General features: G+C 71.8%; 21 protein-coding genes. 7 read left to right on the top strand and 14 right to left on the bottom strand.

Annotated features, from left to right (window positions below):
• Positions 1–30: 30 nt before the first annotated feature.
• The 6 genes from ABZ780_RS06475 to pdxH form a co-directional block, all read right to left on the bottom strand.
• On the bottom strand, positions 31–1,191 hold the full coding sequence (locus ABZ780_RS06475; protein ID WP_357484750.1) for an acyl-CoA dehydrogenase family protein: 1,161 nt from the start codon (positions 1,189–1,191) through the stop codon (positions 31–33).
• A gap of 35 nt (positions 1,192–1,226) precedes the next feature.
• Positions 1,227–1,532 carry a type II toxin-antitoxin system VapB family antitoxin gene (locus ABZ780_RS06470; RefSeq protein WP_357004262.1) on the bottom strand — a complete coding sequence of 102 codons (306 nt, stop codon included), beginning with the start codon at positions 1,530–1,532 and terminating at the stop codon, positions 1,227–1,229.
• A gap of 192 nt (positions 1,533–1,724) precedes the next feature.
• The gene (locus ABZ780_RS06465) at positions 1,725–2,327 is read right to left on the bottom strand and encodes a nitroreductase family protein (protein WP_357484747.1); all 603 of its coding nucleotides are present in this window, start codon (positions 2,325–2,327) and stop codon (positions 1,725–1,727) included.
• Between the two features lie 23 nt (positions 2,328–2,350).
• Positions 2,351–3,280, bottom strand: a complete 930-nt coding sequence (locus ABZ780_RS06460) for an aldose 1-epimerase family protein (protein ID WP_357484745.1) — start codon at positions 3,278–3,280, stop codon at positions 2,351–2,353.
• 18 nt (positions 3,281–3,298) lie between these two features.
• Entirely contained in the window at positions 3,299–4,597 is a 1,299-nt protein-coding gene (locus tag ABZ780_RS06455; RefSeq protein ID WP_357484742.1) for an MFS transporter, read from the bottom strand.
• A complete protein-coding gene (pdxH, locus tag ABZ780_RS06450; protein WP_357485320.1) occupies positions 4,594–5,253 on the bottom strand; it encodes a pyridoxamine 5'-phosphate oxidase in 660 nt (219 codons plus the stop codon). Before pdxH ends, ABZ780_RS06455 begins: the two co-directional genes overlap by 4 nt.
• Positions 5,254–5,532: 279 nt before the next feature.
• On the opposite strand from pdxH, the gene ABZ780_RS06445 reads away from it, so the two are divergent.
• The 3 genes from ABZ780_RS06445 (at position 5,533) to sepH (ending at position 9,308) form a co-directional block, all read left to right on the top strand.
• Positions 5,533–6,639: a citrate synthase 2 gene (locus ABZ780_RS06445; protein WP_357004249.1), complete on the top strand. Its 1,107-nt coding sequence runs from the start codon at positions 5,533–5,535 to the stop codon at positions 6,637–6,639.
• A 276-nt stretch (positions 6,640–6,915) separates the two neighbouring features.
• Positions 6,916–8,043, top strand: a complete 1,128-nt coding sequence (serC, locus tag ABZ780_RS06440; protein WP_357484739.1) for a phosphoserine transaminase — start codon at positions 6,916–6,918, stop codon at positions 8,041–8,043.
• 185 nt (positions 8,044–8,228) lie between these two features.
• A complete protein-coding gene (gene sepH / locus ABZ780_RS06435; RefSeq protein WP_357004243.1) occupies positions 8,229–9,308 on the top strand; it encodes a septation protein SepH in 1,080 nt (359 codons plus the stop codon).
• A gap of 38 nt (positions 9,309–9,346) precedes the next feature.
• Here the strand turns inward: sepH and ABZ780_RS06430 are convergent, their stop codons facing one another.
• From ABZ780_RS06430 to ABZ780_RS06415, 4 genes are all read right to left on the bottom strand, one after another.
• Positions 9,347–9,856, bottom strand: coding sequence for a hypothetical protein (locus tag ABZ780_RS06430; protein ID WP_357484736.1), 510 nt, complete (start codon positions 9,854–9,856; stop codon positions 9,347–9,349).
• A gap of 137 nt (positions 9,857–9,993) precedes the next feature.
• Complete coding sequence (locus ABZ780_RS06425) at positions 9,994–11,277, bottom strand: MFS transporter (RefSeq protein ID WP_357004237.1); 1,284 nt, start codon at positions 11,275–11,277, stop codon at positions 9,994–9,996.
• Positions 11,278–11,348: 71 nt separating this feature from the next.
• Entirely contained in the window at positions 11,349–11,798 is a 450-nt protein-coding gene (locus tag ABZ780_RS06420; RefSeq protein WP_357004234.1) for a MarR family transcriptional regulator, read from the bottom strand.
• Positions 11,799–11,912: 114 nt separating this feature from the next.
• The gene (locus ABZ780_RS06415; protein ID WP_357004232.1) at positions 11,913–13,391 is read right to left on the bottom strand and encodes an NCS2 family permease; all 1,479 of its coding nucleotides are present in this window, start codon (positions 13,389–13,391) and stop codon (positions 11,913–11,915) included.
• A 90-nt stretch (positions 13,392–13,481) separates the two neighbouring features.
• Between ABZ780_RS06415 and ABZ780_RS06410 the strand changes: the two genes are divergently transcribed.
• On the top strand, positions 13,482–13,727 hold the full coding sequence (locus ABZ780_RS06410; protein WP_357484733.1) for a DUF2530 domain-containing protein: 246 nt from the start codon (positions 13,482–13,484) through the stop codon (positions 13,725–13,727).
• A gap of 34 nt (positions 13,728–13,761) precedes the next feature.
• Here the strand turns inward: ABZ780_RS06410 and ABZ780_RS06405 are convergent, their stop codons facing one another.
• Positions 13,762–14,691 carry a DUF3027 domain-containing protein gene (locus ABZ780_RS06405; RefSeq protein WP_357484731.1) on the bottom strand — a complete coding sequence of 310 codons (930 nt, stop codon included), beginning with the start codon at positions 14,689–14,691 and terminating at the stop codon, positions 13,762–13,764.
• Here ABZ780_RS06405 and ABZ780_RS06400 point away from each other — a divergent pair.
• Both ABZ780_RS06400 and ABZ780_RS06395 read left to right on the top strand, forming a co-directional pair.
• Entirely contained in the window at positions 14,690–16,300 is a 1,611-nt protein-coding gene (locus ABZ780_RS06400) for an MFS transporter (RefSeq protein WP_357004223.1), read from the top strand. The genes ABZ780_RS06405 and ABZ780_RS06400 overlap by 2 nt on opposite strands.
• 43 nt (positions 16,301–16,343) lie before the next feature.
• Positions 16,344–16,994, top strand: a complete 651-nt coding sequence (locus ABZ780_RS06395; RefSeq protein ID WP_357004220.1) for a futalosine hydrolase — start codon at positions 16,344–16,346, stop codon at positions 16,992–16,994.
• A gap of 131 nt (positions 16,995–17,125) precedes the next feature.
• Here the strand turns inward: ABZ780_RS06395 and ABZ780_RS06390 are convergent, their stop codons facing one another.
• Positions 17,126–18,010: a GNAT family N-acetyltransferase gene (locus ABZ780_RS06390; protein ID WP_357004216.1), complete on the bottom strand. Its 885-nt coding sequence runs from the start codon at positions 18,008–18,010 to the stop codon at positions 17,126–17,128.
• Between the two features lie 674 nt (positions 18,011–18,684).
• Here ABZ780_RS06390 and ABZ780_RS06385 point away from each other — a divergent pair.
• Positions 18,685–19,533, top strand: a complete 849-nt coding sequence (locus ABZ780_RS06385; protein WP_357004213.1) for a 1,4-dihydroxy-6-naphthoate synthase — start codon at positions 18,685–18,687, stop codon at positions 19,531–19,533.
• Here the strand turns inward: ABZ780_RS06385 and ABZ780_RS06380 are convergent.
• A complete protein-coding gene (locus ABZ780_RS06380) occupies positions 19,494–19,880 on the bottom strand; it encodes a cold shock domain-containing protein (protein ID WP_074316242.1) in 387 nt (128 codons plus the stop codon). The two genes, ABZ780_RS06385 and ABZ780_RS06380, sit on opposite strands and share 40 nt — an antisense overlap.
• A gap of 27 nt (positions 19,881–19,907) precedes the next feature.
• Entirely contained in the window at positions 19,908–20,531 is a 624-nt protein-coding gene (locus ABZ780_RS06375) for an HAD hydrolase-like protein (RefSeq protein ID WP_357004210.1), read from the bottom strand.
• Positions 20,532–20,613: the final 82 nt, after the last annotated feature.

The raw sequence follows: 20,613 nt of genomic DNA, 5'->3' as shown, positions 1-20,613 counted from the left end.
GCGAGCGGCCGGAAAGAGCAAAAGGGCAGGTCAGGCGAAGGCAGAGAGCCCGGTGAGCCGCTGCCCGATGACCAACTGGTGGATCTCCGAGGTGCCCTCGTACGTCAGCACGCTCTCCAGGTTGTTCGCGTGCCGCATGACCGGGTACTCACCGGAGACGCCGTTGGCACCGAGGATGGTGCGACACTGCCGGGCGATGGCCAGGGCCTCCCGCACGTTGTTCAGTTTGCCCACGCTGACCTGCTCGGGGCGCAACCGGTCGGCGTCGGCGAGCCGGCCGAGGTGCAGGGCGAGCAGTTGGCCCTTGACCAGCTCGACGGCCATGTCGGCGAGCTTGGCCTGGGTGAGCTGGAACCCGGCCAGCGGGCGGCCGAACTGGGTGCGGGTGGTGGCGTACGTCAGGGCGGTCTCCAGGCAGTCCCGGGCGGCGCCGACCGAGCCCCAGACGATGCCGTAGCGGGCTTCGGTGAGGCAGCTCAGCGGAGCCTTGAGCCCGATCGCCTCGGGCAGTTGGGCGTCCGCCGGGAGCCGGACGTCGTCGAGCACGATCTCGCCGGTCACCGAGGCGCGCAGCGACATCTTGCGACGGATCTCGCGGGCCGTGACACCGGGCGTGTCCATGGGTACGGCGAAACCCCGCACGCCGGAGTCGGTGCGCGCCCAGATCACCCCGACGTCGGCGATCGGCGCGTTGGTGATCCACATCTTGCCGCCGGTGAGCACCCAGTCGTCGCCGTGGCGGCGTGCGCGGGTGGTCATCGACGCCGGGTCGGAGCCGTGGTCCGGCTCGGTCAGCCCGAAACAGCCGATCGCCTCGCCGGTCGCCATCGACGGCAGCCAGCGCTGCTTCTGCTCCTCGCTGCCGTAGCGCCAGATGGCGTACATGGCCAGCGAGCCCTGCACCGAGACCAGCGAGCGGACGCCGGAGTCGCCGGCCTCCAGCTCCTGGCAGGCCAGCCCGTACGCGACGGCGGAGGCGCCGGCGCAGCCGTACCCGGTCAGGTGCATGCCGAGCAGCCCGAGCTTGCCGAACTCCCGGGCCAACTCCCGGGCCGGTACGCGGCCCTGGTCGTACCAGTCGGCGACGTACGGGCGGACCTGGTCGTCGACGAGTTGGCGGACGACGTCGCGGATCTGCCGCTCCTCCTCGCTGAGCGACGGGTCCAGGTCGAGCAGGTCGAGGGCAGTCATGCCGTCACCTTAACGAAGCTTCAGGAGTGCTCGCGTCACTCGATCGACCCGGAGAGCACCAGCACCCGGGCGTGGATCTGGTTGCGCTGCTGCAGGGCCGCGCGCAGGGCGCGGTGCAGACCGTCCTCCAGGTAGAGCCCGCCGTTCCACTGCACCACGTGCGGAAAGAGGTCACCGTAGAAGGTGGAATCCTCGGCGAGGAGCTTGTCGAGCGCGAGCTCACGCTTGGTGGTGATCAACTGATCCAGGCGCAGCGGACGGGGCGGGATCTCCGCCCACTGCTTGAGCGTCAGGTTGTGCTCCGGATAGGGACGCCCGTCCCGGACCGCTCTGAAGATCACGACGGCACGCTCCCCTCCCCTGTGGCCGGACCGACCGACGGCGCCGAGCCGGCCGGGCCGCAGCGGGCACCGCATGGCGCAGCACCGATGACCGTGCCAGCCTAGCGGCCCAGCGCACGTCGCGTTCTGCTGCCTGATGTCAGTTTCGCTACCCCTCGTCCGTTCCGCACCCGGACGAACAGGATGAACACCTCAGCTCCACCGCCCGCGTCGTACCACCTCGTCCAGCCCACGACGCCCTCGGCGCAGGGACGGTGACCGATGGTCGGGCGCCCGGTAACCGATGGTGATCGCGCCGATGGGGTGGTACTCCGTCGGCACACCGAACGCGTCCCGGTACGCGGCCAGCCGCTGCGGCGGAATGCCGAAGAAACACGCCCCCAGACCCTCGTCCACGGCGGTGAGCAGCATCAGCAGCGAGGCGAAGCCGGTGTCCACGTACCAGTAGGGCACCGGCCAGCGCTCGGTGGAACGGTCCGTCCAGCCCTTGTCCGGCTCCGCGTACCGCCGCAGGTAGGCCGATTCGTTGGCGTGCGGCACGACGATCAGCGGTGCCCGACGCATCCCCGCCAGCCAGCGCTCCCGCCCCCCGCCCTCGGGCGTGGTGGCGGCCCAGAACCGCTCCCGGTCGGCCGCCTCCTCCAGCAGCAGGAAGCCCCACCCCTGGGCGAACCCGGCCGACGGGGCGCGGACCGCGTGGTCGAGCAGCCGGTCCACCACGTCGGGCGGGACCGGACGGTCCGGGTCGTAGTTGCGCACCATCCGTCGACGCCGGACGACCTCGGCGAACTCCATCCCGCGCCCCCTCGTCGGCCCGCTCAGGCCCCGGGCCGGATGCCCCAGGAGCCCCGCCAGGTGGTGCCGGGCTTGAGCGTGAGCATGTCCTTGCCGGAACGGAACGCGTCCGGCGGGCAGGTCATCGGCTCGATCGCCACCGAACGCCGGTGCCGCTCGCCGGTGAGCGCGTCGCCGGTGAAGACCTGCCACCAGCCGAACTCGGCGTCCGCCCAGATGCTCACCCCGGACGAGCCGTCCGGGGCGGCCAGGCTTACCGAGGAGCCGCCGTCGGCGTCGCGGATGACCTCACCGAAGCAGAGGTCCAGCACGGCCGCGCCGATCCGGCGCGGGCTGGTCCAGTCGTACTCGGTGCCGCTCACCGGGGTGACCCCGACCGGCAGCAGCCGACCGTCCACCAGCACCCGGCTACGCGTCGGCAGCCGCATGACCAGGTCGTCCACCGCGACACCCGGCAGTTGCAGGTACGGGTGCACGGAGAAGCCGAACGGCGCCACCTCGGCACCGATGTTGGTCACCTCGTGCTCGGCGCGCAGACCGTCCGCGTCGACGCTCCACCTGCTGACCAGCCGCAGCGGCCACGGGTAGCCGGGCTGCGGCGGCAGGTCGTACCCGACCGTCACCGTGTCCGGCGTCTGCTCCAACAGCCGCCACGGCACCCAGTTGACCAGTCCGTGGATGGCCACGTGCCGCTCCGGCTCGGTCAGCGGGAGCTGGTGCGTCCGGTCCGCGAACGGGTAGCGGCCGTCCCGGATCCGGTTCGGCCAGGGCGCCAGCACCTGCCCGGCGCAGCCGGGACAGACCTCGTCGGTCCCGTACCCGTCGAGCAGGTCGACACCGTCATGCCGGTACGTCCGCAGCCCGCCGCCCACCTCGACGATGACGGCCTCGTGGCCGGCTGCGGCGATGGTCCACTGGGCGCCGGAGAACGGGCGCTGGTCGGGGCTGTCCATGCCGGCGACCCTAACCGGTCACGGCCGGTCACCGCTCGACGGCGTCGCGGCCCGGTAGCGCAGCAGCGCCGGGAAGGCGACCGCGAGCCCCACCACGAGCACCGCCGAGGCGAGCCCGCCGGCCACCCAGGCCACCCCTCCGCCGAACCCGGCGGCCATGGTGCCGGCCCGAAGGTCGCCCAGCCGCGGCCCGCCGGCCACCACCACCGTGTTGACGCCCTGAAGTCGCCCGCGCATCCGGTCCGGCGCGTAGATCAACAGCATCGACTGACGCAGCACCGCGCTGACCAGGTCGGCGGCACCGGCCACGGCGAGCAGGACGACCATCAGCCAGAGTTGGTGGGCCAACCCTGCGGCGGCGATCGCCAGGCCCCACGCGACCACCGCGACCACCAGCCCGAGCCCCTGCCGGCGGAGTCGGCCGATCCAACCGGAGGTCAAACCGCCGATCATCGAGCCGATCGCGATGGCGGCGTAGAGCAGGCCGACCGCACCACCACCGCCGAACCGTTCGTGCGCGATCTCCGGGAAGAGCGCCCTCGGCATGGCCAGGATCATCGCGATCAGGTCCACCCCGAAGGAGAGCAGCAGCACCGGCGTGGTGGCCAGGTAGCGGAACCCGTCGACCACGCTGGCCAGGCCGGCGCGGCGGGGCTCGCCGTCGGCGGCGGGCTCGGGCGGCAGCGCGGGCAGGCGCAGCGCGGCCCAGAGCATCGCGGTGAACAGCACCGCGTCCACGCCGTACGCGACCGAGAGGACCAGCCTGGTGTCCGTGGAGGCGGCGAGGATCAGACCGGCGGCGAGCGGTCCGGCCACCGAGGCGGCGGTGAACGTCGTGTAGTTCAGGGTGCTGGCGGCCGGCACCAGGTTCTCCGGAACCAGCCGGGGCAGCATGGCGCTGCGAGCCGGCGAACTGATCGCGAACGCCACCGACTGCACCGCCATCAACGCCAGCAGCAGCACCGGGCTGCCCACGTCCAGCAGCGCCTGGACCAACAGACCGAGGGTGGACGCCCAGAGCAGCACCGACCCGCCGAGCAGCACCACGCGGCGGTCGCGGGCGTCGGCGATGGCGCCGCCCCAGAGCCCGAAGACCAGCAGCGGTACGAAGGCCGCCACGCCCAGCAGGCCGACCCACAAGGAGTCCCTGGTCAGGGCGTACATCTCCACCGGCACGGCGACGGCGGTGAACTGGAAGCCGAACATCGCCACGGTGTTGCCGAGCCAGAGCCGCCGGTACGCGGGCACGCGCAGCGGACGTACGTCGATCGTCCAGCGGCCTACCCCTCGCCGCCGAGCCTCCTGCACACCGGTCACGGCGCCAGCCGCTCGACGATCCAGCTTCCGCCGCCACCCGGGGCGCCGCCCGGCGGCCCGTCGTCGGTACGGCGGAAGCGCAACCGGTCGTGCAGGCGGCCGGCCCGGCCCTGCCAGAACTCCACCGAATCGGGCCGGACCCGCAGCCCACCCCAGTTCGGCGGGGTCGGGATGACCGCCTCGTCGGCGAACCGCTCGGCCACCTCCCGGTAGCGCTCCTGGAGCGCGGCCCGGTCCGGCACCACCTGCGACTGCGGGCTGGCCCAGGCACCCAGTTGGGAGCCGCGCGGCCGGCTGGCGAAGTACGCCTCGGTCACCGACCGGTCGACCGGGGTGATCCGGCCGGCGACGACCACCTGCCGCTGCATGGGGAACCACGGAAAGACCAGGCTGGCGTACGGGTTCGCGGACGCCTCGACACCCTTGCGCGAGAGGTGGTTGGTGAAGAAGACGAAGCCCCCGGGGTCGTACCCCTTCAGCAGTACCGTCCGGCCGCTGGGCCGGCCGTCGGCGTCGGCCGTGCCGACCACCATCGCGTTCACCTCGGGTAGCCCGAAGGCCACCGCGTCGGCGAACCAGCGGTCGAACTGGGTGTGCCAGTCGGCGGCCAGGTCAGCCTCGGTCAGGCCCAGATCCGCGGCGTACTCGTTACGCATCGCGGACGGACCAGGTGTGTCCCCCGTCACGTCCTACTCCTTTTCGGTGGCCCTGTCGGCGCACTCCCGCGCTGACCAGCCCGCACCGCCCAGTCTCACCGAGTGGCGCGGAGAATGCGCGTCCGGGGATGTCGTGTGCAGCACAGTCGCAGCGGGTCGCGTATCCAGTTACTCAGCAGGCAAGATGTTCCGAACACATCCCTGAGGGTCGCCTAAGGGCCTCGGCCGACCGGGCCGGATGAGCTGATCGGGCGCACCGAGCAGATCCAGGAGAGCGACATGGCCGATTTCAAACCCGGGCTGGAGGGCGTCGTAGCCTTCGAGACCGAGATCGCCGAACCTGACCGTGAGGGTGGCGCGCTGCGCTATCGCGGGGTCGACATCGAGGATCTGATCGGCCAGGTCTCGTTCGGCAACGTGTGGGCGCTGCTGGTCGACGGCCGCTTCGGGCCGGGCCTGCCGCCGGCGGAGCCGTTCCCGGTGCCGGTGCACTCCGGTGACATCCGGGTCGACGTGCAGTCCGCGGTCGCCATGCTGGCCCCGTACTGGGGGCTCAACCAACTGCTGGACATCTCCGACGAGCAGGCCCGTGAGGACCTCGCCCGGGTCTCGGTGACCGCGCTCTCCTTCGTCGCCCAGTCCGCCCGGGGCCTCGGCCTGCCGGCGGTGCCGCAGAAGGAGATCGACAAGGCGCAGACCATCGTCGAGCGGTTCATGAAGCGCTGGCGTGGCGAGCCCGACCCCCGCCACGTCAAGGCCGTCGACGCGTACTTCATCTCGGCCGCCGAGCACGGCCTGAACGCCTCCACCTTCACCGCCCGGATCGTCGCCTCCACCGGGGCCGACGCGGCGGCGTGCATCTCCTCCGGCATCGGCGCCCTCTCCGGCCCGCTGCACGGCGGCGCGCCGTCCCGGGTGCTCAGCATGCTGGAGGCCGTCGAGCGCAGCGGCGATGCCGAGGGGTACGTCAGGGGCGTCCTCGACCGGGGTGAGCGGCTGATGGGCTTCGGCCACCGGGTCTACCGGGCCGAGGACCCGCGCGCCCGTGTGCTGCGGCGTACCGCCAAGGAGTTGGGCGCGCCGCGCTTCGAGATCGCCGAGGCGTTGGAGAAGGCAGCCCTCGCCGAGTTGCAGGCCCGCCGCCCGGATCGGGTGCTCGCCACCAACGTCGAGTTCTGGTCGGCCGTCGTGCTGGACTTCGCCGAGGTGCCGGCGCACATGTTCACGTCGATGTTCACCTGCGCCCGGATGGGCGGCTGGAGCGCGCACATCCTGGAGCAGAAGCGCCTGCAGCGGCTGGTCCGCCCGTCCGCCCGTTACGTCGGCCCGGAGACCCGCAAGCCGTCCGACGTCGAGGGCTGGGCCGCCATCCCGCACGGCGTCTGAGGAAGGCCGCACCCGGGGGCCCGCGCCGCACCAGCGGCACGGGCCCTCGGGCATTCCCGGGTCACTTCCCGCCAGAAGCTCCAGGTCATCGACGCGCCTGTGGCGGACGCCTCACTCTCCGGGGTGGGACTGACGTCGAGGCGGGCCGGCGCAGGTGCGAGGATGGCCACGGCAGTGTCGCCTGAACAGGCTCGGACGCGCCGTAGGCGGCAAGACATCGTCCGCGCCCTGCCAGCTCACCGGGCTATTGGCCCATGCGGAAGGATCTTGAACACCGTGGCTGACGCACCCACCATCCGGATTCCCGACGAGATCAAGCCCGCTGACGGACGATTCGGCTGCGGCCCGTCCAAGGTCCGTCCGGCGGCCGTGTCCGCCCTCGCCGACGTGGCCACCAGCTACCTGGGCACCTCGCACCGGCAGAAGACGGTCCGCGATCAGGTGGCCCGCCTGCGCGCCGGCATCGCCGAGTTCTTCTCGCTGCCCGAGGGCTACGAGGTCGTGATCGGCAACGGCGGCACCACCGCGTTCTGGGAGGTCGCCACGTTCGGCCTCGTACGCGACCGGGCGCAGTTCGCCAGCTTCGGCGAGTTCGGCGCCAAGTTCGCCAAGTCGGTCAAGGACGCCCCGTTCCTGGGCGAGCCGACCGTCCGCAAGGCCGACGCGGGCAGCGCGCCGACCCTGGTCGCCGAGAGCGGCGTGGACGTCTACGCCACCCCGCAGAACGAGACCTCGACCGGCGTGGCCGTGCCGATCAGCCGGGTCGCCGGAGCGGACGAGGGCTCGTTGCTGCTGGTCGACGCCACCTCCGGCGCCGGTGGCCTGGAGGTCAACGTCGGCGAGACCGACGTCTACTACTTCGCGCCGCAGAAGTGCTTCGGCTCCGACGGTGGCCTCTGGCTGGCCCTGATGTCGCCGGCCGCACTGGACCGGGCCGCCGAGATCAAGGCGTCCGGGCGCTACATCCCGGCCTTCCTGGACCTGGTCACCGCGATCGACAACTCGCGGCTGGAGCAGACGTACAACACCCCGGCGCTGGCGACCATCTTCCTGGCCGCCGAGCAGACCGACTGGATGAACGCGCAGGGTGGTCTGAACTGGGCCGCGAAGCGCACCGCGGAGAGCGCCGCAGCGGTGTACGGCTGGGCGGAGCGGTCCACCGTGGCCACCCCGTTCGTGACCGATCCGGCGCTGCGGTCCAACGTGGTCGCGACAATCGACTTCGCCGACGGGGTGGACGCCACCGCGATCGCGAAGGCGCTGCGCGCCAACGGCATCGTCGACACCGAGCCGTACCGGAAGCTGGGTCGCAACCAGCTGCGGGTGGCGCTGTTCCCGGCCGTCGAGCCGTCCGATGTCGAGGCGCTGACCGCCTCCATCGACTACGTGGTCGAACGCCTCTGACGATCGTCACGGTCGGTGTTGGTCGGAGCCTCGACCGACACCGACCGTGATCATCGCCGCAGCTCAGTCGCGACATGCGGGGTGTCGCTTCCCCCACCCCGTGGCAGATGCGCGTACGGTGTTCGGAGACGCCTGGGTGGCCGACTCGTGGCGTGCGGCCAGCGAAGCGGGACGGAGGCAACGCAATGCGCCCAGTACGCTTCGTCGCCCTCTCCGAGGACGGCCATGCTCTTGTTCTCGCCGACGAGGTCGGGCGACTGCTCGCCCTGCCGATCGACGAGCGGATCGCCGGTGCGATGCACGCCGAGCCCGGCGCGCCGCCGCTCGCGGTGGCGCCGAGCGCCGCCGACCCGATCCCCTCACTGTCCCCCCGGGACATTCAGGCCCGGATCCGCTCCGGTGAGTCCGCGGAGGACGTCGCCCGGATCGCCGGTGTGCCGGTCGACCGGGTGCTGCGCTATGCCGGCCCGGTGCTTCAGGAGCGGGCGATGCTCGCCCAGCACGCCCGCCGCACCCGCCTCAAGGGCGCGGAGAAGCCCACGCCACTCGCCGAGGTGGTCAACGGCCGGCTGAGCCAGCACGGCATCGACACCGAGAAGATCTCCTGGGACGCATACCGGCGCGACGACGGCACCTGGCGGATCATCGCCACCTGGCCGTCCGGCAAGGCCACCGCGCAGGCCATCTGGGATCTCGACAAGACCCGGCAGGCGGTCACGCCGCACGACGACATGGCGCAGTACCTGTGCGCCGAGCGGCCCACGCCGATCCTCGGTCAGGAGCCGGCACCGGAGCGGGGCGGGCATGCCCTGCCCGGTCCGTCACGTGGTGAGCCGAGCCGTGGTGGCCACGGGTTGCCGGCGGCGTCCGAGCACCCCCGCCCCGGTCGTGACCCGATCCGGGCCGGGCGGGACGCCCTGCTCGCCTCACTGGACCGCCCGCTCGGCTCCTCGTCGGGTCGCGGCCTGGAACCGCGTACCCCGGCTGCTCTGGCCGGGTCGGACGCGCCCCGGCAGCGGCCGGTCGGCGGCGGTGCCGCCGCGCTCCTCGGTGGTGGCCAGGGGTCGGCCTTCGACGACGACGCGGACGCGCCCAAGGAGGTCCCGGCCGTGCCATCGTTGGCGGTGTTGCGGCCCCGACGGACCGGTGCCGCCGCGGCGGCCGGTGGCGAGTCCACCGACGCCAACGGCAAGCCGCGTAAGCGGCTGCCGAGCTGGGACGACGTCCTCTTCGGCAGCGGCCCGGCCGCGCGCGAGTCTTCCTGACGCTCCGCGTCGACGGGTGGCGGTTCACCCCCGGTGGCTCAGTGGTGCCGTTGCCGGTGCCCAGCCCGAGCCGCTGGCAGGGTCAGGCCGGCGGCGTGCAGCACACCCTCCACCCGCACGCGCTCGATCTCCTGGTCGACGCCTGTCAGCTCGGCGAGGTGCTCGGTGATGCCGAGGGCGCGGCAGGCCAGCCGGAGCCGGTCGTCGTACGCCTGGACCACCGTGCTGTGCCAGACCATCGACCGGCCGGTGCCGCCGAGCCGCTGGCCGCCGAGGCGACGCAGGTCGGCGGCGAGCTGTTCCAGAGGATGTCGGTCGGTGCGGTCGAACTCGCTGAGGTCGAGGTCACGGGTCAGCGAGTCGGCCTCGACGGCGCGGTCGAGTCGGGCGATCGTGCGTCGTTCCCGACGGCGCTCGCGCCACTCCGACCAGCCGCAGACCACCCGGTCGAGGATCTCGTCGGCGCAGAAGAGCAGGGCGAACACCGCCGGGAGGCTGGCCACGGCGAGGAACGCCAGGACCAGCATCAGCGCGCGTTCGGCTCCCACGTATCGACGCTAAGCCCCGTCGTGCCACCCCGCCAGCGATTTGGCCGCATCCGCGAGATCCGCCGATCAGGGCTCCCCCTGTCAGCAACGGTCCCCTCCTCCACGGAAACTGGCAGGAAGGGACCGCTGCGCTCCCGTCAGCAGTCGGGGGAGACGACGTAGAAGCGGGGCATCGGCAGCACCCGGAAGCGCACCCGGGCGCCGGAGCGGCGCAGTTGCCAGGTGAGCGCGATCAGGGCGGTGGTCAGCGAGATCAGCCCGCCCATCCAGATGCTCGCGCCGGCACCGAAGTGCTCCGCGACCCAGCCGATCAGCGGTGCGCCGACCGGGTTGGTGCCCAGGAACACCAGCACCCACAGGGCCATCACCCGACCCCGGAAGGCGGCGTCCACGCCGAGCTGGACGCGCTGGTTGGCGGCCTGGGCGAAGAAGACCATGAAGAAGCCGGTGGGCACCAGCAGCGCCACGACCAGCCAGTACGTCGACGCGAAGCCGACCATGGTGCCGAAGCTGGCGCAGGCGATGGCCGCACCGAGCACCAGCCAGACCGACGGGCGGCTGCGCCGGCCGGTGCCGCTGAGGGCGCCACCGAGCGCGCCGACCGCCAGTGCCGTGCTGAACAGGCCGAAGGAGGCGGCGCCGGTGTGGAAGACCGTCTTGGCCAGCGCGGCCAGGGTGAGCTGGAAGTTGAACAGCGACATGCCGATCACCGACATCACCGCCATCGGCAGCAGCAGGTCCGGGCGACGCCACACGTACCGCAGGCCGTCGACCACCCGGGCGGGCGCCCGTTCGTCGCGCGGTAGCAGCGCGTCTCGGTACAGCTCGGCGGTCCGCATCCGGACCACGTTGACCAGCGGCGCGATCGAGCTGAGCGCGGTGAAGAGGAACACCGGGCCCACGTCGAAGGCGGCGATGGCCAGGCCGGCGACGGCCGGGCCGACGATCCGGGCGGAGTTGAAGACGGCCGCGTTCAGCGACAGCGCGTTGGGCAGCAGCGGCGTGCCGACCAGTTCGGAGACGAACGACTGGCGGACCGGGGTCTCCACGGCGTTGGCGGTGCCGAGCAGCGCGGCGAACGCGAAGACGTGCCAGAGCTGCACCATGTCGGTGAGGACCAACACGGCCATGCCGAGCGCCAGCACGGTCCAGAAGGCGTTGGCGACGAAGAGCAGCATCCGCTTGTCGTACCGGTCGGCGAGCCGGCCGGAGAGCAGCGTGAGCAGCAGCACCGGGGTGAACTGTAGTGCGGTCACCACGCCGAGCGCGGTGGCCGAGTTGTCGGAGAGCTCGAGGACCAGCCAGTCCTGGGCGATGAACATCATCCAGACGCCGATCATTTTGATCAGCTGCCCGGATGCGAAGAGCCGGTAGTTGCGGACCTGTAGGGACTGGAACATCGTGCTCAGCTTGGCCTGCACTCTTGGTGCGCCTCCTTGGACGTACGCGTCATCGACACGTGACGGCACGGCCCGGTGGCGCGGGCGCGGGCTCAGGCGCGAGCGAGCTGCTGGAGAATCCCGGCGGCCCTGAGCAGGGTCTCCCGTTGGTCCTCGTCGAGCGCGGCCAGCCGATGGGCCAGCCACTCATCGCGGGCCCGCTCGAACTGGTCGAGCACGGCCTGCCCTCCTTCGGTCGCCGCGAGGATGACCTGCCGGCCGTCGGTCGGATGGGGGGTCCGCTGCACGAGGCCGCGCTCCTCCAACTTCGCAACGATCTTGGTCATCGTCGGTGGCTGCACCCGTTCGACCTCGGCCAGTTCCCGGGGCGTCATCGTGCCCGCCAGCCGGAGGCTGGTGAGGGCCGAGACCTGGGTGACCGTGAGGTCGCCGACCGGCCGGGCCCGTCGGACCCGCCGGTTGAGTCGGGTGATCGCATCACGCAACTGGGGAGCCAGTTGCGCCGGTGGCACGCGTTCCGCCGTCACCGTCCGCTCCGTCACGATAGTTAGCTTAACTAATGAGCCTGGCTAACGACATCCGATATGACCAGGCTCACGAGGACATTTGCGCAGTTTCGGGCGGGGAATCTGGTTCGACTCCCCGCCCGAACGTCGTCAGAGCACCAGGGACTCGATGGGCCCGCGCAGGAAATACAGCACGAACAGCGCGGCCACCCCGTACAGCAGCGGGTGGATCTCCCGGGCCTTGCCCTTGGCCAGCTTGACCACCACGAAGGTGATCAGACCGGCGCCGATCCCGTTGGAGATCGAGTAGGTGAACGGCATCAGCACGATGGTGAGGAACGCCGGAATGGCGATCTCGTAGTCGGACCAGTCGATCGTCCGCACGGCCGTCATCATCAGGAAGCCGACCACCACCAGGGCCGTCGAGGCAGCCTCGAACGGCACGATCACCACCAGCGGCGCCAGGAACATCGCCAGCAGGAAGAGCGCGCCCGTGACCAGGTTGGCCGCGCCGGTCCGGGCACCCTCCGCGACACCGGCGGCACTCTCGATGTACGACGTGTTGCTGGAAGTGCTCGCAGCACCGCCGGCCGCCGCCGCGATCGAGTCGACCAGCAGGATCTCCTTCGCCCTTGGCGGAGTGCCCTTCTCGTCGAGCAGACCGCCCTCCTGGCCGACCGCCACCATCGTGCCCATGGTGTCGAAGAAGTCCGTGATCAACAGGGTGAAGACGAACATCAACACGACCAGCCAGCCGGCCCGACCCCACGAGTCGAGCACGTTGAACTTGCCGAGCAGCGACAGGTCCGGCACGTCCACCACCGTCTTCGGCAACTCCGGCACGTTCAGCGACCAACCCTTGGGGTTGGGCTTACCGTCGACGAACGACGGGCCGATGTTGCCGACCGCCTCCACGATCACCGCCAGCACGGTGGACGCGAGGATGCCGATCAGGATCGCGCCCTTCACCCGCCGCACCACGAGCACCAGCGTGATCAGCAGACCCACCACGAAGACGAGCATCGGCCAGCTCACCAGCTTGCCGCCGATGCCCAGACCGACCGGGACGGTCGTGTTGGCGTCGTCCGGAATCCGCCGGACGAAACCGGCGTCCACCAGGCCGATAATGGTCAGGAAGAGGCCGATGCCCACGCCGATCGCGGTCTTCATCTGGGTCGGCACCGAGCGGAAAACGGCGGTCCGCAGGCCGGTCAGCACCAGCACCGCGATGATCACACCCTCGATCACCACGAGGCCCATCGCGTCGGCCCAGGTCATCTCGGGTGCGATCTCGTACGCCACCAGGGCGTTGACACCCAGGCCGGCGGCGAGCGCCAGCGGGAACCGGCCGACCACCCCCATCAGGATCGTCATCAGGCCGGCGACCAGCGCGGTCACCGCGGCGAGCGCGGGAATCGGGAGAGACTTTCCGTCACCGTCGACGGCACCGCCCAGGATCAGCGGGTTGAGCACCACGATGTACGCCATCGTGAAGAAGGTCGCCAGACCACCACGTACCTCACGGCTCACCGTCGAGCCACGGGCGGAAATCTCGAAGAAGCGGTCAAAGCCGTTACGCGGTTGAGCGGGAGCGGGTGGTGTGCCGTTCTCGGGCGGCAGAACTGCCATCAGGTCCTCGCAGGGTGATCTTCCGGTTTGACGCCGGCATCGTCCCAGATCACTGGCGGGCAGGGGAAGTAGATCGCGTACGCTTGCCGGGTGCCGAACGACCAGCAACCGCGGCCCGCGCCGCTGGACCCACCGATGGTGCCGTTCGCCGTCGCAGGGCTGATCGCCTGGGCGGTCGCCGGGCTGGTCCTGCTTGTTTTCTTCCGCGGCTGGCTGACCGAGCACGACCACCAGAACTGGCTCTGGACCTGCCTGGCCGGTTTCCTGTGGGGCTTCCCGGGCCTCGCCGTGATGATGCGGCACGACGCCAACCGACGTCGTCGCCGGGCGAGCTGACCTCAGCCGCCCGCCCCGGCACCGCCGCGAACGGTCAGGAGTGCCCGTACGGCTCCGCCGGCTCGGCGGACTCCACCGAACCAGGGGCACGGCTGACCGACATGGCCTCCACCGCGCTGTCGTCGTACACCGTCGGAAGATCGTCGACCGTGGTGTCGGCGGCCTCGATCAACGTCTCGGAGTGGGCGCCGCAACCGTGGTCGGCGCTCACCACCCGGCCGTCGTCGGGGGCGTAGAAGTTGCCGCACGCACCGAAGGCCTGCCGCAGGGCACCGGCCAGCGGCAGGTAGAAGCCGCAGGTGCCGCAGCGGGCGGCGGCCGGGGCGGCGGTGGAGATGGCCGCGGTGGGACCGTGGTCGCCGTCGTACCAGCGCTGCGCCGCGTCGGCGCGACCCTCTCGGGACAGCACCCGGGGCCGGCCGAAGCCCAACTCCCAGGCCGTCTCCTCCACCGCCGGGTCGTCGGAGAGCAGATAGCCGGGGGCCAGCCGCTCGTCCTCCGGTGAGGTCGGCAGCAGGTCGCCCGGGCCGAGGTCGCCCGGCTTGAGCCGCTCCTGCCAGGGCAGCCAGCCGGGCGCGAGCAGCGCGTCCGGGCCGGGCAGCAGCACCGTCTCGCAGATGGTCACCGTCCGGCTGCGCGGCACCCGGGTCACGGTGACCGCCCACCGCCAGCCCCGGTAACCGGCGAGACGACAGTCGAAGTAGTGGGTGACCAGCCGATCACCCTCGGCCACGACCTGCAGGTGGTCGCCGACGTCATCGGCACCCACCTCGGTGATGCCGGCACGGGCCACCTCGACGGCGGCGGCGCAGACCTGGTCGAGACGGGCGGCACGGGTGGAGGCGGGCCTGGTCACCCAACCATTGTTCCTCATGCGCCCCGCACGGGTGACAGGGACTCCCGGGGAACCTTTCGCCGCAGTGGTGCGGCGTATGGGCAGCGGATGGGCGAGGATGGTGCACATGCCGCCGTACTCCCGCTCCGGGCGATCCGTCCTCGGGCGGACCGTCGGCAATCTTATTCGGGCCATCCGCCTGCTCCTGCGTGGTTCGGTGGGCAGCGGACGCTGGGTGACCCGCCACGCCGGCCGAGCCCGGACCCGGGGGGCCGGCGGCGAGGTCGGGATGGTCCGCCTGTTCGACCTGCACGCCGTCTCCTGCGCGGGCGACACCCTGATCGCCATCGGCCTGGCCGGGACGATCTTCTTCAACGTGCCGTTGGGCGAGGCCCGCAGCAAGGTCGCGCTCTACCTGCTGGTGACGATGGTTCCGTTCGCGATGCTCGCCCCCGTGGTGGGCCCGCTGCTGGACCACTTCCGGCACGGCCGGCGGTACGCGCTGGCCGCCACCATGCTCGGCCGGGCATTCCTGGCGTGGCTGATCTCCGACTACATCCACGGCTTCGGGCTCTATCCGGCCGCCTTCGGGGTGCTCGCGCTGTCCCGGGCGTACGGCGTGGCCCGGTCCGCGGCGGTGCCCCGGCTGCTGCCGGCAGGGCTCGGCCTCTCCCAGGTGGGCGCACGAGCCAGTGTCTACGGCACGGTGGCGGGCGCACTCGTGGCGCCCATCGGGCTGGCCGCGTTCTGGTTCGGGCCGCAGTGGCCGCTGCGCGTCGCGTCGGTGATCTTCCTGGTCGGCATGGTCATCTCGCTGCGACTGCCGCCGAAGGCGGATTCGGAGCCACCGGAGCGGGTCCCTCGGCCGCTGCGGGCTCTGGGCCGGCGACGGGGCGACCGGCCGCTGGGCCGGGGCCGCCCCGCCGGCCGGCTGGTGATCGCCAGCCTGATCGGCGCCGCGACCCTGCGCGCGATGTACGGCTTCCTGCTGCTCTTCCTCGCCTTCGCGATAAAGAAGGGCGACCTGGACACCGAGGTGTTCGGCCGGGACCTGGGCGCCGAGTGGGCGCTGGGGCTGGTCGGCGCCGCGCTGGCCGTGGGCAGCTTCCTGGCCACCGCGGTCGGCACCCGTCTGCGCATCCACCGGCCGACCGCCATCCAGTCCAGCAGCATGATCATCGTGGCCGGGGTGGGGGTGCTCGCCGTCATCCAGTTCTCACTGCTGATGGTGGCCCTGCTCTGCCTGGTCACCGCGCTGGTCAGCGGTGTGGCCAAACTGGCCGTGGACGCCTCGATCCAGGAGCGCATCCCGGAGCGGCTGCGGGCCAGTTCGTTCGCCCACTCCGAGACGGTGCTGATGCTCGCCTTCGTCGTCGGCGGTGGGCTCGGGCTGGTCCCGTTCGACGGTCGCACCGGCATCGCGGTCGCCGCCGGCGTGGGCGTCCTGGCCGCCGGCCGGGGGGTGTTGGTAGCCGCCCGGCTGCGCGCCGAGAAGCTGGCCGGCCGGCCGCTGGGTGACGACGAACTGGCAGACGACGAGACGGCCGACGAGCCCACGACTCCGAACGACGCCGCCCCCACCTCGCCGGCACCCGCCCAGGCCAACTCGCCACAGTACGAAGACCCCGGGCTCGCCCCGCCGGGCTACCACATCTACCGCCCATCCTCGGCTGTTGGCGGCCCCGGAAACGGCGCCGACGACGAAACCCGCCGAGAGTCCCCCGGGCCCGTGTCGTGACCGGCCCTGCCGTGACCGACTCTGCCGTTACCTGGCCCCTCTCGTGACCGGGCTGCTGGTGGTGACCGCGGTGCCGGCCGAGGCCGACGCGGTGCGGGCGGGCCTGACGGACACCACCGTGACCGTCGCCCCGGTCGGGGTCGGCCCCGCCGTGGCCGGCGCCGCCACCGCCCGGCTGCTGGCGCTGGCCGAGGCGGCCGGGCGCCCGTACCGTGCCGTGGTCAGCGCCGGCGTGGCCGGCGGCTTCGCCGGGCGCGCCGCCGTCGGTGACACCGTGCTCGGCACCGCGAGCGTCGCCGCCGACCTCGGGGCCGAGTCACCCGAAGGCTTCATCCCGGTCGACGAACTGGGGATGCCGCCCGCGCTGCTCGGGGGCGGCAGCGTGGTGCCGGCCGACCCGCAGTTGCTGGCGGCGCTGCGGGCCGCCCTGCCGGCCGCCACGACCGGTCCGGTCCTCACGGTCAGCACGGTCACCGGCACCGCCGCCAGCACCGAGGAGCTACGCCGCCGCCATCCGACCGCCGTGGCCGAGGCCATGGAGGGGTACGGGGTGGCGGTCGCCGCCGCGCAGGCCGGCGTGCCCTTCGTCGAACTGCGCACCATCTCCAACCCGATCGGCCCTCGCGACCGTGACGCCTGGCGCCTGCACGAGGCCCTCACCGCCCTGACCGAGGCGGCTCCCGCACTGCGCTGACCCACCCGTAACGCCGCCGGCTTGGGCTCGGCTGTAAGGCCGCAGCCTTGCGCTCAGCCATAAGGCGGCAGCCTTGCGCTCAGCCGTAGGGCCGCAGCATTGCGCTCAGCCGTAGGGCGGCGGCATTGCGCTCAGCCGTAGGGCCGCCACCTGGGACTCAGCCGTAGGGCGAACGGCCGGCGGGCCTCGATCTCGAATCCGCAGGCCAGCAGCAGCTCGACGCCGAAGCCCTCGGCGATCCCCGCCGCGTCCTCGATCCCCGCCTGGCGCATCTCGGTGACCAGGGCCGTCACCAGTCGGCGCCCGAGCCCCAGCCGTCGGTACCGGGCAGCGACGAGAACTCCGTCGAGCACCATCTCCCGCTCCGGCATGCCGGGATGCCACTCCCCGTATTCGAGGTGCGGGCTCCGCTCGTGCGCCCGCAGCTCACCGACCAGTTCCCCGTCGGGTAGCTCGGCCAGAAACCGCCAGCAGGTGGCCGGCAGGTTGTCGCCGGTGATCCGCCGCACCTGAGCCGTGCGCCGAACCTCAGCGCCCCAGCGCCGGTTGTCCCGGTAGCGTCGGTTCAGCTCGTAGGCAGCCGGTGGCAGCGGAAGTGGATAACGCTCGGGCGGCAACCGGTACCACTCCGCCCACCATGCGCCCGGCCAGTCCCGGGGCTCGTGGACCTCCCAGACGTCCAGGTGAGCGGGATACCGCCGTCCGGCCTCGTCCCGCATGTCGTCGTGGGGGACAAGCGTCGGCGCGGTGATCGCGGGTGTCGGTGCTGGCACGCCGACTGCCACCTCCCCGCCTGCCGCCCGGACCAGCCGCTCCACAGTCCGGAACCGGGGATCGACCGATCGCCCCGACTCGATCCGCGCCAGCGTCGGCTGCGGCACGCCGGATTTCTCGGCCAACTCCCGCTGGCTCAGATCGGCACGACGACGCAGAGCTCGAAGCATCCTGCCGAGTTCGATGCGGTCAGTCCCGTCGGTGTGGTCAGTCCCGTCGGTGTGGTCAGTCGCCTCGCTCACAGGCCGATCGTCCCCGCTGGTCAGCGAGCTATCAACACCCTCGTCGAGCCTGTGGATAATGCTGTGGACAACTGTCCGGGGCGGTGGATGACCCACTCCACGGGCCCTTTGGAGTTGAACCGTTTGCGACATCGCCACGGCCGTCCACGCCCCCGACCAGCCGGAGCGGTTGTCGGTTGGCCGAGCCGAAAGCCAGGTGGCCTTGCGGCAAACCGCCGACGGACCGCCCGCTTCACCGCAGCCGCCGCTACCACAGTCGGCACCACAACGACCCGCGCGATTACGACCGAATTCAACCTGATTCGTTCACGACATCAGCTCCAAAGGGGCCGGCACCACCACCAACGACCCGCACCACCACGACCGAACTCAGCCTAATTCGCTGCGACGCCAACACCAGCGAGCCGTCACCCCGCCGACGACCCGCGCCATTCCGACCGAGCTGGGCCCGATTCGCTCACGACATCAGCTCCAGAGGGAGCCGAGGTGGGTAGGTGGCCGAGTCGGGAGGGGCCCACTTACGCCCACGAGGGCGAGGGCGAGGGCGAGTGCGAGCTGAGCGCAAACGGGGGCGCGCGGCACCGCCTGCTCACGGGTGCCGCGCCCCCGTCGCGGATCACAGTGGGCGGGGGAGGCGCGGACCGCGGGCCGGGTGCGGGGCTAACGTGAGGGGCGTGGCGCTCTCCCTGGCGATCTCGCCCTGCCCCAATGACACGTTCGTCTTCGACGCCCTGGTGCACGGTCGGGTGCCCGGCGCGCCGCCGGTCGAGGTGACGTACGCCGACGTGGACGTCACCAACACGGCGGCCGAGCGGGGCGCGTTCGACCTCGTGAAGGTGAGCTTCGCGGCGCTGCCGTGGCTGCTCGACGACTACCACCTGCTGCCCTGCGGCGGCGCCCTCGGCCGAGGATGTGGGCCGCTGGTGCTCACCCGGGGCGACCGCGACGGCGGGCCGGACCGCACCGACCTGACCGGTGCCACGGTGGCGGTGCCGGGTGACCGGACCACCGCGTACCTGCTGTTCCGGCTCTGGTCGGCCGGTCGGCCGCCGGCCCGGATCGAGGTGGTCCCGTTCCACGAGATCATGCCGGGCGTCGCGGCCGGCCGGTACGACGCCGGGCTGGTCATCCACGAGGCGCGGTTCACCTACCACCGGCACGGCCTGAGCGCGCTGGTCGACCTCGGCGAGTGGTGGGAGGCCGACACCGGCCTGCCCATCCCCCTCGGAGCGATCCTGGCCAAGCGTGGCGCGGTGGACCCGGAGGCCGCGGCCGGCTGGGTTCGCGAGTCGGTCCGGCAGGCGTGGGCGGACCCGGCGGCCAGCCGGGAGTACGTGCTGGCGCACGCCCAGGAGATGGAACTCGACGTGGTGGACCGGCACATCGGCCTCTACGTCAACGAGTTCACCGCAGACCTGGGCGAGGCCGGTTTCGCCGCGGTGGCGGCACTGCTCGACCGGGCCGCCACCGCCGGCCTGGTGCCTCAGACCTCCAGCTCGCGCGCGACCGCGTGGACCAGCTGAGCGATCTTCTGCGCGGCCTTCTTGTCCGGGTACCGGCCCCGGCGCAGGTCCGGCTGGACCTTCGCCTCCAGCACCTTGATCATGTCTTCGACCAGACCGTGCAGCTCCTCGGCCGGCCGACGGCGCAGCTCCGCCATCGACGGCGGCGCGTCCAGCAGCTTGACCCCCATGGCCTGCGCGCCCCGGCGGCTGTCCACCACGCTGAAGTCGACCCGCTGGCCACCCTTGAGGTCGGTGACGCCCGCCGGCAGGGCACCCTTGGGCAAAAACACGTCGCCGCCCTCGTCACTGGTGACGAAGCCGTATCCCTTGGCCGTGTCGTACCACTTCACTCGACCCGTAGGCACCTGAAAACCCCTGCTTCACTTGAGCCGCTACTGCTCCAAGGCTAGCTGGATCATGCCGTTCAGCGCGGCCGAGAATTCGGTGAGCTCGTCCAGCACCACGTTCGCCCCGGCCGCGCGCAGCTCATCGGGGGAGCACGGGCCCGTCGCGACGCCGATGCCCGGCACCCCGGCGGCCTGCGCAGCCGCCATGTCCGCGACGTGGTCACCGACGTAGTGGGTGGCGTCGTGCTCCCGCAGGGCGGTCGCCTTCTGCTCGGCGAACAGGTCGCCCGCCAACTCGTCGACCGTGAGACCGAGGTGGTCCAGGTGCAGCCGGGCCAGCCGGCCCATTTTCGCAGTGACGACCAACACACGACCGCCCTGAGCATGGACCGCGTCGATCGCCTCCCGCGCGCCGGGCAGCGGCACCGTCGGGGTGATCGCGTACGCCGGGTAGAGCTCGCGGTACACCCGCACCGCCGACTCGATCTCCTCCGGTGGGAACCAGTGCGCGATCTCGGTGCGCAGCGGCGGGCCGAGCCGGGACACCGCCAGGTCGGCGTCCACCGGCACGCCGGTCTTCGCGGTCAGCGCCCGGAAGGTCGCGGCGATGCCGGGCCGGGAGTCCACCAGGGTCATGTCGAGGTCGAATCCGACGGTCAGTGCGGGCATGTCGAGAAACGTACCCGGCGACTCCGGACCGGCCGGACGTCCGAGGGGCCGACGGCCCGGTGCCGGGCTAGCGTGGAAAGAC

Origin of the sequence: Micromonospora sp. NPDC047467 (assembly GCF_040643095.1) — a bacterium.
Taxonomy (GTDB): Bacteria; Actinomycetota; Actinomycetes; order Mycobacteriales; family Micromonosporaceae; genus Micromonospora.
This window is presented reverse-complemented; position numbering and strand designations above follow the sequence as displayed.

Bases quoted from the DNA above. Each gene is read 5' to 3' on its own strand.
- ABZ780_RS06475 (WP_357484750.1), bottom strand. From the start codon at position 1,191: ATGACTGCCCTCGACCTGCTCGACCTGGACCCGTCGCTCAGCGAGGAG.
- ABZ780_RS06465 (WP_357484747.1), bottom strand. From the start codon at position 2,327: ATGGAGTTCGCCGAGGTCGTCCGGCGTCGACGGATGGTGCGCAACTAC.
- ABZ780_RS06400 (WP_357004223.1), top strand. From the start codon at position 14,690: ATGCCGCCGTACTCCCGCTCCGGGCGATCCGTCCTCGGGCGGACCGTC.
- ABZ780_RS06460 (WP_357484745.1), bottom strand. From the start codon at position 3,280: ATGGACAGCCCCGACCAGCGCCCGTTCTCCGGCGCCCAGTGGACCATC.
- ABZ780_RS06415 (WP_357004232.1), bottom strand. From the start codon at position 13,391: ATGGCAGTTCTGCCGCCCGAGAACGGCACACCACCCGCTCCCGCTCAA.
- pdxH (WP_357485320.1), bottom strand. From the start codon at position 5,253: ATGCGTAACGAGTACGCCGCGGATCTGGGCCTGACCGAGGCTGACCTG.
- ABZ780_RS06445 (WP_357004249.1), top strand. From the start codon at position 5,533: ATGGCCGATTTCAAACCCGGGCTGGAGGGCGTCGTAGCCTTCGAGACC.
- ABZ780_RS06405 (WP_357484731.1), bottom strand. From the start codon at position 14,691: ATGTGCACCATCCTCGCCCATCCGCTGCCCATACGCCGCACCACTGCG.
- sepH (WP_357004243.1), top strand. From the start codon at position 8,229: ATGCGCCCAGTACGCTTCGTCGCCCTCTCCGAGGACGGCCATGCTCTT.
- ABZ780_RS06375 (WP_357004210.1), bottom strand. From the start codon at position 20,531: ATGCCCGCACTGACCGTCGGATTCGACCTCGACATGACCCTGGTGGAC.